This window comes from Pantoea vagans, from assembly GCF_004792415.1.
In the GTDB taxonomy this organism is placed as follows: domain Bacteria; phylum Pseudomonadota; class Gammaproteobacteria; order Enterobacterales; family Enterobacteriaceae; genus Pantoea; species Pantoea vagans.
The window spans coordinates 344,132-358,632 of record NZ_CP038853.1 but is presented as its reverse complement, the minus strand read 5'-3'; the positions used below and the strand labels follow the sequence as shown (position 1 = coordinate 358,632).

14 protein-coding genes are annotated in these 14,501 nt (G+C 57.3%); 2 read left to right on the top strand and 12 right to left on the bottom strand.

Annotation, left to right across the window (positions count from 1 at the left end; translation table 11 throughout):
• Window position 1 precedes the first annotated feature (1 nt).
• Window positions 2-697 (bottom strand): pirin family protein, encoded by a 696-nt coding sequence (locus EGO56_RS01685; protein WP_013359331.1) that lies wholly within the window; start codon window positions 695-697, stop codon window positions 2-4.
• A gap of 346 nt (window positions 698-1,043) precedes the next feature.
• Here EGO56_RS01685 and EGO56_RS01680 point away from each other — a divergent pair, with 346 nt between their 5' ends.
• Entirely contained in the window at window positions 1,044-1,538 is a 495-nt protein-coding gene (locus EGO56_RS01680) for a GNAT family N-acetyltransferase (RefSeq protein WP_135907547.1), read from the top strand.
• A gap of 249 nt (window positions 1,539-1,787) precedes the next feature.
• On the opposite strand, the gene ggt is transcribed toward EGO56_RS01680, so the two are convergent.
• Window positions 1,788-3,539: a gamma-glutamyltransferase gene (gene ggt / locus EGO56_RS01675; protein ID WP_135907546.1), complete on the bottom strand. Its 1,752-nt coding sequence runs from the start codon at window positions 3,537-3,539 to the stop codon at window positions 1,788-1,790.
• 207 nt (window positions 3,540-3,746) lie between these two features.
• Here ggt and EGO56_RS01670 point away from each other — a divergent pair, with 207 nt between their 5' ends.
• A complete protein-coding gene (locus EGO56_RS01670; RefSeq protein ID WP_013359335.1) occupies window positions 3,747-4,034 on the top strand; it encodes a DUF2756 domain-containing protein in 288 nt (95 codons plus the stop codon).
• Here EGO56_RS01670 and ugpQ read toward each other — a convergent pair.
• From ugpQ to EGO56_RS01615, 10 genes are all read right to left on the bottom strand, one after another.
• A complete protein-coding gene (gene ugpQ, locus EGO56_RS01665) occupies window positions 4,031-4,774 on the bottom strand; it encodes a glycerophosphodiester phosphodiesterase (protein ID WP_135907545.1) in 744 nt (247 codons plus the stop codon). The two genes, EGO56_RS01670 and ugpQ, sit on opposite strands and share 4 nt — an antisense overlap.
• The gene (locus tag EGO56_RS01660; RefSeq protein WP_135907544.1) at window positions 4,771-5,844 is read right to left on the bottom strand and encodes a sn-glycerol-3-phosphate import ATP-binding protein UgpC; all 1,074 of its coding nucleotides are present in this window, start codon (window positions 5,842-5,844) and stop codon (window positions 4,771-4,773) included. Before EGO56_RS01660 ends, ugpQ begins: the two co-directional genes overlap by 4 nt.
• 1 nt (window position 5,845) lies before the next feature.
• Complete coding sequence (gene ugpE / locus EGO56_RS01655) at window positions 5,846-6,691, bottom strand: sn-glycerol-3-phosphate ABC transporter permease UgpE (RefSeq protein WP_135907543.1); 846 nt, start codon at window positions 6,689-6,691, stop codon at window positions 5,846-5,848.
• On the bottom strand, window positions 6,688-7,575 hold the full coding sequence (gene ugpA, locus EGO56_RS01650; protein ID WP_135907542.1) for a sn-glycerol-3-phosphate ABC transporter permease UgpA: 888 nt from the start codon (window positions 7,573-7,575) through the stop codon (window positions 6,688-6,690). Before ugpA ends, ugpE begins: the two co-directional genes overlap by 4 nt.
• 53 nt (window positions 7,576-7,628) lie before the next feature.
• Entirely contained in the window at window positions 7,629-8,945 is a 1,317-nt protein-coding gene (gene ugpB, locus EGO56_RS01645; protein ID WP_135907541.1) for a sn-glycerol-3-phosphate ABC transporter substrate-binding protein UgpB, read from the bottom strand.
• A 401-nt stretch (window positions 8,946-9,346) separates the two neighbouring features.
• Window positions 9,347-10,060 (bottom strand): high-affinity branched-chain amino acid ABC transporter ATP-binding protein LivF, encoded by a 714-nt coding sequence (gene livF / locus EGO56_RS01635; RefSeq protein WP_098052142.1) that lies wholly within the window; start codon window positions 10,058-10,060, stop codon window positions 9,347-9,349.
• A 1-nt stretch (window position 10,061) separates the two neighbouring features.
• Window positions 10,062-10,829, bottom strand: a complete 768-nt coding sequence (gene livG, locus EGO56_RS01630) for a high-affinity branched-chain amino acid ABC transporter ATP-binding protein LivG (protein WP_010253302.1) — start codon at window positions 10,827-10,829, stop codon at window positions 10,062-10,064.
• On the bottom strand, window positions 10,826-12,097 hold the full coding sequence (locus EGO56_RS01625) for a high-affinity branched-chain amino acid ABC transporter permease LivM (protein ID WP_135907539.1): 1,272 nt from the start codon (window positions 12,095-12,097) through the stop codon (window positions 10,826-10,828). The genes livG and EGO56_RS01625 overlap by 4 nt, the downstream gene beginning before the upstream one ends.
• Entirely contained in the window at window positions 12,094-13,020 is a 927-nt protein-coding gene (livH, locus tag EGO56_RS01620; RefSeq protein ID WP_009087789.1) for a high-affinity branched-chain amino acid ABC transporter permease LivH, read from the bottom strand. Before livH ends, EGO56_RS01625 begins: the two co-directional genes overlap by 4 nt.
• Before the next feature lie 134 nt (window positions 13,021-13,154).
• The gene (locus tag EGO56_RS01615) at window positions 13,155-14,267 is read right to left on the bottom strand and encodes a branched-chain amino acid ABC transporter substrate-binding protein (RefSeq protein WP_135907538.1); all 1,113 of its coding nucleotides are present in this window, start codon (window positions 14,265-14,267) and stop codon (window positions 13,155-13,157) included.
• Between the last annotated feature and the right edge of the window lie 234 nt (window positions 14,268-14,501).

Genomic DNA, 14,501 nt, shown 5'->3' with positions numbered 1-14,501 from the left:
CTTAGACAGGTGGCAGATCAAACAGCAGGACTTCGGCCGCCGAGCTGGCTTCAATCGTCAGCGCGCTTTCGTCCCAGATCGCCAGAGCATCGCTGGTGGTAACCGCGTTGCCGTTAACGGTGACATCACCTTTCACGACCTGAATCCAGATACGACGTCCCGCATCAATCGCGACGTTATCCTGCTCACCGGCAGCCAGTACCCAGCGCGATAAGGTCATGTCCTGATAAACTTTCAGCGACCCTTCACGGGCATCCGGGCTTAACACCAGCTGACGTCCCTGCACATCCGGGAAGCGGCGCTGATCGTAGCGTGGCTCAATGCCGGTACGCTCAGGAATGATCCAGATCTGATAAAGGTGCAACGGCTCGCTTTCGCTGGCGTTGTACTCAGAGTGACGCACGCCGGTGCCGGCGCTCATGATCTGGAACTCACCAGCCGGGATCTGCTCTTTGTTGCCCATGCTGTCCTGATGCTCAACCGTACCGGAAAGCACGTAGGTCAGAATTTCCATATCTTTATGCGGATGGGTGCCAAATCCCTGACCGCCATCGATCACATCTTCATTAATGACCCGCAGCGCGGAGAAACCCATGAAGTTCGCATCGTGATAGCTGGCGAAAGAGAAGGTATGCCAGCTATCCAGCCAGCCATGGTTTGCGTGACCGCGTTCTTCAGCTTTGCGTACATAGATCATGTTCAAATCTCCTCAATGTTTTTTATAGTGTGTCCCTGAGGCGGTTTGATTGATAGCTGAAAAACTTCACTCCTCTGTTCAAATTCATTGAATGATCGTTCAGGAGTGGCTGAAAAGCATTGAAGGAGAGTAGGCAAAAAAAAGCCAGCATCTAAGCTGGCGAAATAATACTGGAAGCAATGTGAGCAATGTCGTGCTTTTCCAGGCTGTCGGGCGACCTCCCGGAAACGCATGGCAATAATAATCATTATCATTCGCGTCTGTAAAGTCATTTTCACTTTTTAGCTTGATTAATGATCTGAATACCTTGATGTTTAAAAGGTTTTTATGGGCTAAAGGAGCGATCATGAGTGAAATAGTTGTCCGCCACGTCATGCCAGAAGATGCCGCAGCGCTGCACAGGATTTACAGTCAGCCAGATACCCAGGCCAGCACGCTGCATCTGCCTCACTCATCGCTACAGATGTGGCAGACCCGACTCGCTTCGCCACAGCCCCATTCACATCTGCTGGTGGCCTGCATCGGCGAAGAGGTTGTTGGCCAGTGCGCGCTGGACGCAGTAGCGCGCCCCAGACGCCGTCACGTCGCCTCGCTGGGGATGGGCGTGGATGAGCGTTACCGGCAGCGAGGCGTCGGCACTGCACTCATGCGTGAAATGGTCTCGTTGTGCGACAACTGGCTACAGGTGAGCCGGATGGAGCTGACGGTCTTCGTCGATAATGCCCCAGCCATCGCCCTTTATCAGCGTTTCGGTTTTGAGATTGAGGGAACGGCCAGAGGTTTCGCCATACGGCACGGTGAACTCATCGACGCGCATTATATGGCGCGGATTAAAGCCTGACGAGGCAAAGCAGAAAGGGCACCAGAGGTGCCCTTCAGATTGATGACAAATTTAAAGTCCGGTGAATCGGGCAGCCACTTATTAGCTTAACGCGCAGGGAGCACGGTCAGAAGAGGAAAGCGTCCAGCGCCAGGGATGGCGCGGGCCGAGCATGTCAGGGATGACGGCTTTTGCGTCTTTCCGATCTGACCGTGCTCCCTGAGCAAGCTCGATCTCACAGCCAGTCAGGTCTGACGTGGCTCTCAGCTATCAGTAACCCGCACTCAAATCATCAATGCTGCGCGGATCCGAAGCACCATACAGCATGCCATCCGGCCCAATCATGATGCTCTGCGTACTGCCCATCGACGGCAGCACCTTCACATGCTGGCCTTTAGCTTCCAGCAGACGCAATGTATCAGGGCTGAAGCCCTTCTCCACCCGCAGCTGATCCGGCAGCCACTGATGATGGAAGCGTGGCGCGTTGGTGGCTTCCGCCACGTTCATCCCGAAATCAATGCTGTTCACCACCATCTGCAACACCGTGGTAATAATGCGGCTGCCGCCAGGACTGCCGGTCACCAGCCAGGTTTTGCCACCTTTAGCGACGATAGTCGGCGACATCGATGACAACGGACGTTTCGCCGGCTGCACCGCATTCGCTTCCCCGCCCACCAGCCCGTAGACATTGGGTGTGCCCGGCTTGGCGGAGAAGTCATCCATCTCGTTATTCATCAGGATGCCGCTGTTGCCCGCCACAATTCCGCTGCCGAAATAGGTGTTCAGCGTGTAGGTCACCGCAACGGCATTGCCCTGCTTATCCACCACCGAGAAATGGGTGGTCTGGTTGCTTTCGTAAGGTTCGAGCTTGCCGGGTTTGATCTCACTGGAAGGCCGCGCCTTTGCCACGTCGATCTGCTGCGCCAGCGTTTTGGCATAGGCTTTACTGGTCAGCGCCTGCCACGGCACCTTCACGAAATCGGGGTCGCCGAGATATTCCGAGCGGTCCGCGTAGGCATATTTTTCCGCCTCCGCCATCACCTGCATGGCGTCAGCGCTGCCAAAGCCCATCTTCGCCAGATCGAAGTTCTCCAGGATATTCAGGATCTGCACGATATGGATGCCACCGGATGAGGGCGGCGGCATTGAGAAGACTTCATAGCCACGATAGGTGCCACTGATGGGCTGACGCTCGACCGCACGATAGGCCGCCAGGTCAGCTTTGCTGATCAGCCCGCCGTGCTGCGCCATCTCTCCGGCGATCTCATCCGCGATTTCACCTTTGTAAAAGGCATCCGGCCCCTGGCGGGCAATCAGTTGCAGACTGTGCGCGAGATTCTTCTGCACCAGCCGATCGCCCTTCTGCCACGGCGTGCCGTCCGCTTTGTAGAAAATCGCTTTGCTGTTGGGATGGGTAATCAGCACTTCTTTGCCGTAGGTCTTCAGATCGTCTGCCAGCGCATCGTTGACCGGAATACCGTCACGCGCCAGTTTAATCGCCGGTGCCAGCAGAGTGCTCAGCGGCAGGGTGCCATATTTCTGCGCCGCCAGCGCCAGTCCGGCGACGGTGCCCGGCGTGCCGGAGGCGAGATGTGAGGTCAGCGACAGCTTACTGTCGGCGTTGCCCTGCTTATCCAGGAACATGTCGCGCGACGCGTGGCCCGGTGCCATTTCACGGAAATCGATAGCGGTGGCGCGGCCAGACGCGGTGCGCAGCAGCATAAAACCGCCTCCGCCCAGGTTGCCCGCCTGCGGATGGGTCACGGCCAGCGCAAAGCCCACGGCGACCGCGGCATCCACCGCATTTCCGCCCTGACGCAGAATTTCCACGCCCACCTGGGTTGCCAGCGCATCCACCGACGCCACCATGCCGTGCTGCGCTTTTACCGGGTGAAAAGTATCACTGTCCACACCGTAGGAGACCGGCGGAGCCTGAACAGGCGCGGCGTTCGCGCCTGCCACCACGGTAAAACTCATCACCAGCGACCAGCTAAGCTGACGCACTGTCTGCTGCATTTTCATCCTGCCACCATCCCATGTTGTTATTTACATTTTTTTATCATTTCTGCAAGTGCCTACAAATACAGCAAAATAAACGGGGTTAAGTCAAATCAGGAATACATCTGAAAGTAAGGTCTGTGATATCGCGTAAACTTAGGGTGCGACCCTGATATCGGTGTGCGCCGTTGTGCACCCAAAAAACCTGTCGCGATAAAGGAAGGAGGAAAGATGAAAAAGTGGATGATTGTTTTAGCCGCCCTGCTGCCTTTCGCCAGTCAGGCGAACACGCTGAACAGCACCAACGATCCGAATAAACCGGGTTATAACCCGAGTCAGCAGCGGATGCAGTCGCAGATGCAGAGCCAGCAACAGCAGCAACAGCTGAAGCTGCGCCAGGATCAGCAGCGTCAGACGCAGGACATGCAGCGTAAAATGCAGGAGCAGCGCAACAGCGCCCAGCAGCGGGTGATTACCACGCAGCCGGGCCAGCAGAACCAGAATCCGAATCAGAACTAATGAAAATCGGGGCCAATGATGTCGATGCTGTCAGTACAGATGGCATCGACGCCCCACTTCAGCAATTCCCGCGCCCGATCCGGGCTGTTCACGGTATACACCAGAATCTTCAGTCCGCCTGCTTTCAGTTCGGCGACCCGCTCAGCGGTCAGGACCTTGTGATTAAGATGAATGGACACGCACGCCAGCGCGCTCGTTTTTTCCTGCCACTCGGGATCCCAGCTGTGTGACAGCAGGCCACGCGGCAGCTGCGGCTCGACCTGCATCGCCGCTTCCAGCGCCTCAAAAGAGAACGACGAGAGTAACGGTGCGGTCTGATCCTGCCACAGAATCGCGGCAGCCTGTGCCACGGCGCGTCCGGTTTCGGCGTCGCTGCCGGTGGTCGGCTTGATTTCGATGTTCGCCATCATCTGATGCTGACGACAGTGTGCCGCCACCTCATCCAGCCGCGCCAACTTTTCGCCGGTAAACGCGTTACCAAACCAGCTGCCCGCATCGAGCTGCGACAGCTTCTCCCACGGCAGCTGACCCGCCACGCCCCAGCCGTTGCTGGTGCGGTCCAGCGTGTCGTCATGCAGCAGGAAGATCTGCGCATCCATTGATAACTTGGCATCAAACTCAATCATCTGATGACCATACTTTGCGCCGACATCAATTGCTGCCAGGGTGTTTTCCGGTGCCAGTTTACCGCCGCCGCGATGGGCAACGATGCGGGGATAGGGCCAGTGTTGTGTGCTCATTCCAGACGCTTTCCATGGGTTGAATCGAAGAAGTGTAACGCATCTGACGGCAGATGCAGCCACAGCGTACTGCCTGGCTGCGGCCGTTCGCTGTGGGCTAAGCGTACCACCAGCGGCGTGTCCCCAATGCGACCGTGTGCCAGATTATCGGCGCCCAGCATCTCCAGCGTATCGACGCGTAGCGGTACGCCGCCCTGCTCACGGCTGCTGAGCTGGATATGCTCTGGCCGGATACCCAGCACCACCGGCTGGTTAGCCCATTTCGGTTTACTGTCACTGAGCGGAAGTGCATGCGAGGCATCAAGATTAAAGCGCGAACCATCGCTGCTGATCTGCCCTTTCAGCAGATTCATCGCGGGCGCGCCGATAAACGAGGCGACAAACTGGCTGGCGGGACGCTCATACACGTCGACCGGCGTGCCGATCTGTTCGACCACGCCTTTATTCATCACCATCACCCGCTGCGCCAGCGTCATCGCTTCGACCTGATCGTGGGTCACATAGAGGCTGGTGGTCTGTAAGCGGCGATGCAGCTGCTGCAGCTCAAGCCGCATCTGCACCCGCAGGCGGGCGTCGAGATTAGACAGCGGCTCATCGAACAGAAACACCGCCGGTTCACGCACGATGGCGCGCCCCATCGCGACGCGCTGGCGCTGTCCGCCCGAAAGCTCGCGAGGCCGACGCATCAGCAGGTGATCCAGCTCCAGACTGCGCGCCGCGTCGAGCACCCGCTGGCGGATCTGCTCTTTGCCCATCCCACGGATTTTCAGGCCATAGGCCATGTTCTCCTCCACCGACATGTGGGGATAGAGCGCGTAGTTCTGGAACACCATCGCAATGCCGCGATCTTTCGGCTCTTCCTGGGTGACGCGCCGGTTGTCGATATAGATATCGCCGGAGGTAACGCGCTCCAGTCCGGCCACCATGCGCAGCAGGGTCGATTTACCGCAGCCGGATGGCCCGACCATCACCATAAACTCGCCGTCATTGATGGTGACGTTCAGCGGCTGAATGATCTGATTTTTGCCATCGTAGGACTTGGTTACTGCCTGAAGGGTTACGCCTGCCATCTTATTTCTCACTCTCAACCAGACCGCGCACAAAGGCACGCTGCATGACTAACACCACCGCCAGCGGTGGGATCAGGGTTAATAACATTGCCGCCATCACTTCGTTCCACTGGGTCGGAGATCCGCTGGAGGAGATCATGCTTTTGATCCCTGCCACCGCCGTGCCGAGGCTTGCATCATTGATGATCAGCAGCGGCCAGAGATACTGGTTCCAGCCGTAGATAAAGGTGATCACGAACAGCGCCGCCAGATTGGTTTTCGACAGCGGCAGAACAATGTCGATGAAGAAGCGCATCGCACTGGCACCGTCGATGCGCGCCGCTTCCACCAGTTCATCCGGCAGTGACATAAAGAACTGACGGAACAGAAAAGTGGCGGTCGCTGAGGCCATCAGCGGCAGGGTTAAGCCGCTGTAGCTGTCGAGCAGATTAAGGTCGGCAATCACCTGTACCGTGGGGAAGATACGTACCTCAACCGGCAGCATCAGCGTGATGAAGATCAGCCAGAAAAAGAGCGTGCGCAGCGGAAAGCGAAACCAGACCAGCGCAAACGCCGACAGCATCGACACGGTGATTTTGCCGAAGGTGATGCCCAGCGCCATGATCATGCTGTTGAGCAGCATCAGGCCAAACGCCGGTCCGCTGCCGTTAACGCCGTGCGTCCAGATGCGCGAGATGTTCGCCCACAGATGCGTACCCGGCACCAGCGTCATCGGCACCTGATAGACCGCCTCGTTATCCAGCGTCGCCGCCACAAAGGCGACATAGAGCGGGAACAGGATGGTGAGCACGCCCAGCACCAGCACGATGTGGCTGAAGAGATCCAGCCCGCGTCGATTCTCAATCATTGGTATTGCACCTTACGTTCAACAAAGCGGAACTGGAGCACCGTCAGCCCGATGACCAGCAGCATCAGCACCACCGACTGCGCCGCGGATGAGGAGAGATCCAGACCGGTAAATCCTTCGCGATAGATTTTGTAGATCAGCGTGGTGGTCGCCTGCACCGGCCCGCCGCCGGTTGCGGCATCGATCACCGGGAAAGTATCGAAGAAGGCGTAGATCAGGTTCACCACCAGCAGAAAGAAGCTGACCGGCGTAATCAGCGGCAGAGAAAGGTTGAAGAAGCGACGCACCGGCCCGGCACCGTCGATGGCGGCGGCTTCCACCAGCGATTTAGGGATTGATTGCAGTGCGGCGAAGAAGAACAGGAAGTTGTAGCTCATCTGCTGCCAGATCGACGCCAGCACAATCAGGAACATCGCCTGACCGCTGTTCTGCGCATAGTTCCAGTTGTAGCCGATGTGGTTCAGCAGATAGCTGAACAGGCCCAGACCGGGATTAAACAGAAACATCCAGAGCACCGCGGCCACCACCGGGGCAATGGCGTAGGGCAGCAGCAGCAGGGTCTGATAGAGGCGGCGCAGTCGCACCACATAATCCACCAGCGCCGCCAGCAGCAGCGAAAGCACCATGCCGAAGACCGTGACCATGCCGCTGAACTTTATGGTGGTCCAGAATGAATCGAGATAATAAGGATCGGCAAACAGGCGTCTGAAGTTTTCCAGCCCGACAAAGCTGCTGGAGATGCCAAAGGGATCGAGACTTTGCAGCGAGTACCACAGCGCTTCACCGGCAGGCCAGAGAAAGAAGATGGCGGTAATCAGCAGTTGCGGCAGCACCAGAAGATAAGGCAACAGGCTGGTGCGAAAGACCGGACGGGATGAAGACATGGCGTACCTGACGTCAGAAAAGAGAGGCCAGCCTGGGCTGGCCAGGGGAGAGATTATTTCATTTGCTGCTGGAAGCGGCGCAGCAGCTCGTTGCCGCGTTTCACTGCGTTATCCAGCGCGCTTTGCGGTGACTGTTTACCGGTCCAGACGCTTTCCAGCTCCTCGTCGATCACGGTACGAATCTGCGGCATGTTGCCCAGACGCATCCCTTTGGTGAACGGCAGTGGCGGCTTGTTCATCATCTGGCGGGTCGCGATATCTGCACCCGGATTTTTGTCGTAGAAGCCCTGCTGTTTCGTCAGCTCATAGGCGGCGGTGGTAATCGGCAGATAGCCGGTTTTCTGATGCCATTCCGCAGCGATTTCCGGTTTAGCGAGGAACTGCATGAACTCGGCCACGCCTTTGTAGGTTGCCGCATCTTTACCTTTCATCACCCACAGGCTGGCGCCGCCGATCAGGGCGTTCTGCGGCGCATTCGGTACGGTGTCGTCATACGGCATCATGCCGACACCGAAGTTGAATTTAGCGTAATGACGGATATCGGCCAGCGAACCGGATGAAGCGGTGGTGATACCGCAGTCGCCGTTGTAGAACTTGGCAGTGGACTCATCTTTGCGGCCAAAGTAGGTGAAGTCGCCTTTCTTATTTATCGCTTCCAGCAGGTCGATATGACGAATCTGCACCGGCTTGTTGAACTCCAGCACCGCGTCGAGGCCGTCAAATCCGTTGTTCTCCGTCGCCACCGGCAATGCATGCCAGGCGCTGAAGTTTTCGATCTGGATCCAGCCCTGCCAGCCGCTGGCGTAGCCACAGCTCAGGCCTGCTTTGCGCAGTGCCGCGGCATCGGTCGCCAGCTCCTGCCAGGTTTTCGGTGGCTGATCCGGGTTCAGGCCCGCTTTTTTGAAGGCGTCCTTGTTGTAGTAGAGCACCGGCGTCGAGCTGTTGAACGGCTGAGAGATCAGCTGACCTTTGCTGTCGCTGTAGTAGCCCGCCACCGTGGGTACGAACTGTTTTTCATCAAAGAGGATGCCGGCATCTTTGAAGACCTGATGTACCGGCACAATCGCCTTAGAGGCCATCATGGTCGCCGTGCCGACTTCATAGACCTGCAGCACCGCAGGCGCTTTGCCGCTGCGCACGGCCGCAATTCCTGCTGCCAGACTCTGCTCGTAGTTACCTTTGTAGGTCGGAACAATTTTGTAATCGGGATGCGTCTCGTTAAAACGCTGTGCCAGCGAATCCACTTCTTTGCCTAACTCGCCTTCCATGGAGTGCCAGAAGGGGATCTCAGTGGCGGCCATGGCATGGCTGCTGAGCGTCAGACCGAGCAGCACGCTCATCAGGCTACGACGAAAGGTAACGACGGACATAGAATTTTCCTGTGCAGGTAAATACGCGTGAAATCACGGATTTCTGTTTCGCGAAGTAACATGACACGGGGAAATGACGGATTAATAACAGGCAGATGACAGGCAGGTGACAGACTAAAGAGAGGAAAAGAGGACGCTGGCAGCGCGGCGGCAAAACGCCCACGCTGCCAGTTTTTAGTTACATAAATTGCAGAGCGACTGGAAGCTGAAAATGCATGACTGAGGTTTTAAACCATGCCCACAAGGCCATCCTCAGCTCCCCCAAATCGATGCTCAAGGCCGTCGGCGGCGCAGCCAGGTTGCGGGCGGACAGCGCGCAGCCACCGGAGCGTACACGTAGTACGTGAGGATGGCGAGCACTGCCCAACCGGAACCTGGCAAGTAAGCCAGGCCGTGCCCCATCAGGCACCTAAGTAAGCGCTGCGGACGGCTTCGTTTGATAGGAGCGCTGCACCGGTATCTTCGAGCACCACATGCCCGTTCTCCAGCACATAGCCCCGATCCGCCAGCTTCAGCGCCTGATTCGCATTCTGCTCCACCAGGAAAATCGTCATCCCTTCGCTGCGCAACTGCTCAATGGTGTCGAAGATCTGCTGAATAATGATCGGTGCCAGTCCCAGCGACGGCTCATCCAGCAGCAGCAGGCGCGGCTGGCTCATCAGCGCACGGCCAATCGCCAGCATCTGCTGTTCGCCGCCTGACATCGTTCCGGCGCGCTGGATTTTACGCTCCTCCAGCCGCGGAAAGAGTTCATACACGCGCTTAATCCGCGTCAGATACTCCGGGCGACTGGCAAAAAAGCCACCCATCGCCAGGTTCTCTTCCACCGTCATGCGCGAAAACACCCGCCGTCCCTCTGGCACGATGGCGATTGCTTCACGCATAATGCGCGCCGTTTGCCAGTCGGTAATGGCTTTGCCATCAAAAGTGATGGTGCCCTGGGTCGCGCGCGGCTCGCCGCACAGCGTGCCCAGCAGCGTGGTTTTTCCGGCTCCGTTAGCGCCAATCAGGGTGACAATTTCGCCCTGATTGATATAGAGGCTGACATTGTGCAGCGCCTGAATTTTGCCGTAGTGAGCGCTGACGTTCTCAATGGTTAACATCGCATTTGCCATCTCAGGCCTCTCCTAAATAGGCACGAATGACATCCGGATTATTACGAATCTCCTCCGGCGTTCCGTTAGCCAGCGGCGTTCCCTGATTAACCACATAAATACGGTCAGAAATGCCCATCACCAGCTTCATATCATGTTCAATCAGCAGCACCGACACCTTGTGTTCGCCACGCAGCTCCGCAATCAGCGCGTCCAGCTCGTGGGTCTCTTTGGGGTTAAGACCCGCCGCCGGTTCATCCAGCATCAGGATCTCCGGGCGCGTCACCATGCAGCGCGCAATCTCCAGCCGACGCTGCTGACCATAGGCCAGATTACCCGCCTGACGGTTTGCCAGATCCAGCAGACCCACCCGCTCCAGCCAGGTCGCCGCACGATCCAGCGCCTCGCTCTCACTGCGGCGAAACGCCGGGGTTTTCAGCAGGCCGGAAAACACGCCGCTTTTCAGATGCTGATGCTGCGCGACCAGCAGGTTCTCAATCACCGTCATCTCACGGAACAGGCGGACGTGCTGGAATGTGCGCACAATGCCCATCCGCGCAATCTTCTGGCCCGGCAGCCCTTCCAGATGCTGCTCACGCAATGTGATCGTGCCGCCGGTGGGCTTGTAAAAGCCGGTCAGGCAGTTGAACACGGTGGTTTTACCGGCACCGTTGGGGCCAATCAGTGAAACGATCTCCTGCGGACGCAGCTCCAGTGCCACATTGTTCACGGCTAACAGACCGCCGAAGCGCATCATCAGGCCTTCAACGGCTAATAAAGGCTGAATCATGCCTGCTCTCCTTTTTTAGCGGCTCTGAGCTTCAGATGCGGACGCTTCATCGGTAATAATCCCTGCGGACGCCAGATCATCATCAGCACCATCAGTCCACCCAGCACCAGCATGCTGTATTCATTCAGATCGCGCATCAGCTCGCGTGACACCACCAGCAGAATGGCGGCCAGAATCACCGCAAACTGCGAGCCCATCCCGCCCAGTACCACAATCGCCAGCACAAAGGCGGACTCGACAAAGGTAAAGGATTCCGGACTGACAAATCCCTGACGCGCGGCAAACAGACTGCCGGCAAAGCCCGCAAATGCGGCACTGATGGTAAAGGCGGTAAGCTTGATGCGGGTCGGACTCAGGCCCAGTGAACGGCAGGCAATCTCATCCTCGCGCAGTGCTTCCCAGGCGCGGCCCAGCGGCATCCGCAGCAGCCGGTTGATCACGAACAGCGTCAGTACCACCAGCAGCAGCGCCACCAGGTAAAGGAAGATGATGCGGTCGCTGGGATCGTACTTCAGCCCAAAGAAGTTGTGGAAAGTATCCCAGCCGCCTTCACGTGGCGTACGGCCAAACTCCAGACCAAACAGCGTCGGTTTCGGGATCTGGCTGATGCCGTTTGGACCGCCGGTCAGGGCGGTATTGTTCAGCAGCAGAATACGCACGATTTCACCGAAGCCCAGCGTCACAATCGCCAGATAGTCGCCGCGCAGTCGCAGCACCGGAAAGCCCAGCAGCAGGCCAAACAGCGCAGCGACCATGCCGGAGAGCGGCAGGCACTGCCAGAAGCCAAGACCGTAATAGTGGTTCAGCAGCGCAAAGGTATAAGCGCCGATGGCGTAGAAGCCGCCATAACCCAGCACCAGCAGGCCAGAGAGTCCGACCACCACGTTCAGGCCCAGACCGAGCATCACGTAGATCAGCGTCATGGTGGCGATATCGACAGTGCCGCGTGACACCAGGAAAGGCCAGGCAATCGCGGCGATAATCAGCACCACCATCACCAGCTTCTGCTTCGGCGTCGAGCCATCCAGACCGGGTAATACCAGCGCCGGACCGGAAATTTTCTTCAGGCCGCTTTGCCAGATCGGACGCAGCAGCTGGAACAGAAACACCACCGCACAGCCTGCGGCGATCCAGTTCCAGCGCACGCTACCGGCGTTCTGCACCACCAGATTCGTACCGTCCAGATTCAGGCGCAGTCCCATAAAGAAGGTGGCCAGCACCAGCAGCATCAGGGAGGAGATCAGGGCGTTGATAAAAGAGGTCTTCATACTTTTTCGACCTCCGGACGACCCAGAATCCCGGTCGGCATCACCAGCAGCACCACAATCAGCAGGGCAAACGAAACCACATCTTTATATTCCGTGCTGAGATACGCAGAAGTCAGCGCTTCAGCAATCCCCAGCACCAGGCCGCCAATCATGGCACCCGGAATACTGCCAATCCCACCCAGCACCGCGGCGGTAAAGGCTTTCATGCCCGCCATAAAGCCGATGAAGGGGTTGATCGAACCGTAGAACTGGCCCAGCAATACGCCTGCGACTGCCGCCATCGCGGCACCGATCACAAAAGTCAGCGAGATCACGCGGTCGGTGTTAATCCCCAGCAGGCTGGCCATTTTCAGGTCTTCCGCGCAGGCGCGACAGGCGCGGCCCATGCGTGAGTAACGGATAAAGGTGGTCAGCGCCAGCATCGCCAGGAAGGTCACCACCCAGATCACAATCTGCATGGTAGAGATGGTCGCGGCAAAACCGTTGCTCTCGCCTACCGTCCACTGTCCGGTGATCAGGCTCGGCAGCGCCAGGTCGCGTGAACCCTGGGTCAGGCTGACGTAGTTTTGCAGGAATATCGACATCCCGATGGCGGAGATCAGCGCAATCAGGCGCTTGGATGAACGCACAGGCCGGTAGGCGACGCGCTCAATGCTCCAGCCGTAAGCGCTGGAGATAATGACTGCCATCACAAAGCCAGCTGCAATCATCAGCCAGGTGGTGTCGATGCCCATCATCATCAGGGCGGCAATCACGATAAAGGAGACATAGCTACCGATCATGTAAACCTCGCCGTGGGCGAAGTTAATCATGCCGATAATGCCGTAAACCATGGTGTAACCGATGGCGATCAGCGCGTAGGTGCTTCCCAGGGTCACACCATTAAACATCTGCTGAATAAAATAGAGGAACTGCTCGGACATACCTTGACCCTTACTTAACCGATCGCAGGCGATCGGGGTACAAAAAACGCCTGGCAGACGGGCACCAGGCGTTCGTGTCGCTGGTCAGGGGAAACCGGTTATCCGGCTTCCCGCTCACCACAAAACAGCCTGGTTTATTTCACAGCGGTCGAGGTGCCATCGGCATGCCATTTGAAGACGCCGAATTCAAAGCCCTTAAGATCGCCCTTCTCATCCCAGTTCAGGTTGCCCATCACGGTTGGGACTGCAGCGCCTTCCTTGAGGTTTTTCACGATAGCGTCCGGCTCTGCGCTCTTGCTGCGCTCCATACCGGTTGCCAGCGACTGCAGTGCTGCATAGGTGGTCCAGACGAACGGGCCGGTCGGATCCAGTTTCTTCGCTTTCAGCGCGTCCACGATTGGTTTGTTGGTTTCAACCTGGTCGTAGCGTTTCGGCAGGGTCACCAGCATGCCTTCAGAGGCTGCACTGGCGATGTTCGACAGCGAGGCGTTACCCACGCCTTCTGGTCCCATAAACTGGGTTTTCAGACCCGCAGCGCGCGCCTGACGCACGATCTGCCCCATTTCCGGGTAGTAACCGCCGAAATAGACGAAATCGACGTTCTCTTTCTTGAAGCGGGCTACCAGCGTAGAAAAATCTTTATCGCCTGCGGTGATCCCTTCAAACATTACGATATTGGCGCCCTGCTTTTTCAGGCTCTCCTGCACGGAGCGCGCCAGGCCTTCGCCATACTGCTGTTTGTCATGCACCACAGCGATACGCTGCGGTTTCAGCTCGGTCATTACATATTTCGCGGCGGTCGGCCCCTGATCGGAGTCGAGGCCGGTGGTGCGCATAATCAGTTTATAGCCACGGGAAGTCAGGTCAGGTGCGGTCGCGGCCGGAGTGATCATCAGCACGCCTTCATCTTCATAGATGTCAGACGCCGGCTGGGTAGAGGAAGAGCAAAGGTGGCCGATGACGTAGCGGATGCCGTCGTTAATCACCTTGTTCGCGACCGCAACCGCCTGTTTCGGGTCACAGGCGTCGTCATATTTCACCGCCACCAGCTTGTTGCCGTTAACCCCGCCTTTGGCATTGATATCTTCAATCGCCTGCGTTGCACCGGCGAACTGCATGTCGCCGTACTGCGCCACCGGACCCGACATTGCGCCGACAATGGCCACTTTGATATCTTCAGCCAGCGCCGCATGGCTCATCGCCAGTGCTACACATCCCGCCAGTAATGCGCGCCCTTTCATTTTCATCCTGACTACCCCATTTGTTTTGTCGTGTATGTTGAGTGCTTGCGTTGCCAGATAAAGTCGAAAACTGATTAATGATGAATGAGTTAGCGTACTTTTCTGACATTTATTAGTAATAAGGCTTTATTTTTCAGGTTATTAAACAGGAAGTTTCTTCTGTAAATCAACTGACACATTCAGAATTGACCGGGTTAAACAGCATAATACACTGGATGCAACGGCCGGTTTATAACCACT

What these genes read in the sequence shown, in the direction of transcription:
- EGO56_RS01685 (WP_013359331.1), bottom strand. Translation starts at nt 697, where the DNA reads ATGATCTATGTACGCAAAGCTGAAGAACGCGGTCACGCAAACCATGGC.
- EGO56_RS01680 (WP_135907547.1), top strand. Translation starts at nt 1,044, where the DNA reads ATGAGTGAAATAGTTGTCCGCCACGTCATGCCAGAAGATGCCGCAGCG.
- ggt (WP_135907546.1), bottom strand. Translation starts at nt 3,539, where the DNA reads ATGAAAATGCAGCAGACAGTGCGTCAGCTTAGCTGGTCGCTGGTGATG.
- EGO56_RS01670 (WP_013359335.1), top strand. Translation starts at nt 3,747, where the DNA reads ATGAAAAAGTGGATGATTGTTTTAGCCGCCCTGCTGCCTTTCGCCAGT.
- ugpQ (WP_135907545.1), bottom strand. Translation starts at nt 4,774, where the DNA reads ATGAGCACACAACACTGGCCCTATCCCCGCATCGTTGCCCATCGCGGC.
- EGO56_RS01660 (WP_135907544.1), bottom strand. Translation starts at nt 5,844, where the DNA reads ATGGCAGGCGTAACCCTTCAGGCAGTAACCAAGTCCTACGATGGCAAA.
- ugpE (WP_135907543.1), bottom strand. Translation starts at nt 6,691, where the DNA reads ATGATTGAGAATCGACGCGGGCTGGATCTCTTCAGCCACATCGTGCTG.
- ugpA (WP_135907542.1), bottom strand. Translation starts at nt 7,575, where the DNA reads ATGTCTTCATCCCGTCCGGTCTTTCGCACCAGCCTGTTGCCTTATCTT.
- ugpB (WP_135907541.1), bottom strand. Translation starts at nt 8,945, where the DNA reads ATGTCCGTCGTTACCTTTCGTCGTAGCCTGATGAGCGTGCTGCTCGGT.
- livF (WP_098052142.1), bottom strand. Translation starts at nt 10,060, where the DNA reads ATGGCAAATGCGATGTTAACCATTGAGAACGTCAGCGCTCACTACGGC.
- livG (WP_010253302.1), bottom strand. Translation starts at nt 10,829, where the DNA reads ATGATTCAGCCTTTATTAGCCGTTGAAGGCCTGATGATGCGCTTCGGC.
- EGO56_RS01625 (WP_135907539.1), bottom strand. Translation starts at nt 12,097, where the DNA reads ATGAAGACCTCTTTTATCAACGCCCTGATCTCCTCCCTGATGCTGCTG.
- livH (WP_009087789.1), bottom strand. Translation starts at nt 13,020, where the DNA reads ATGTCCGAGCAGTTCCTCTATTTTATTCAGCAGATGTTTAATGGTGTG.
- EGO56_RS01615 (WP_135907538.1), bottom strand. Translation starts at nt 14,267, where the DNA reads ATGAAAATGAAAGGGCGCGCATTACTGGCGGGATGTGTAGCACTGGCG.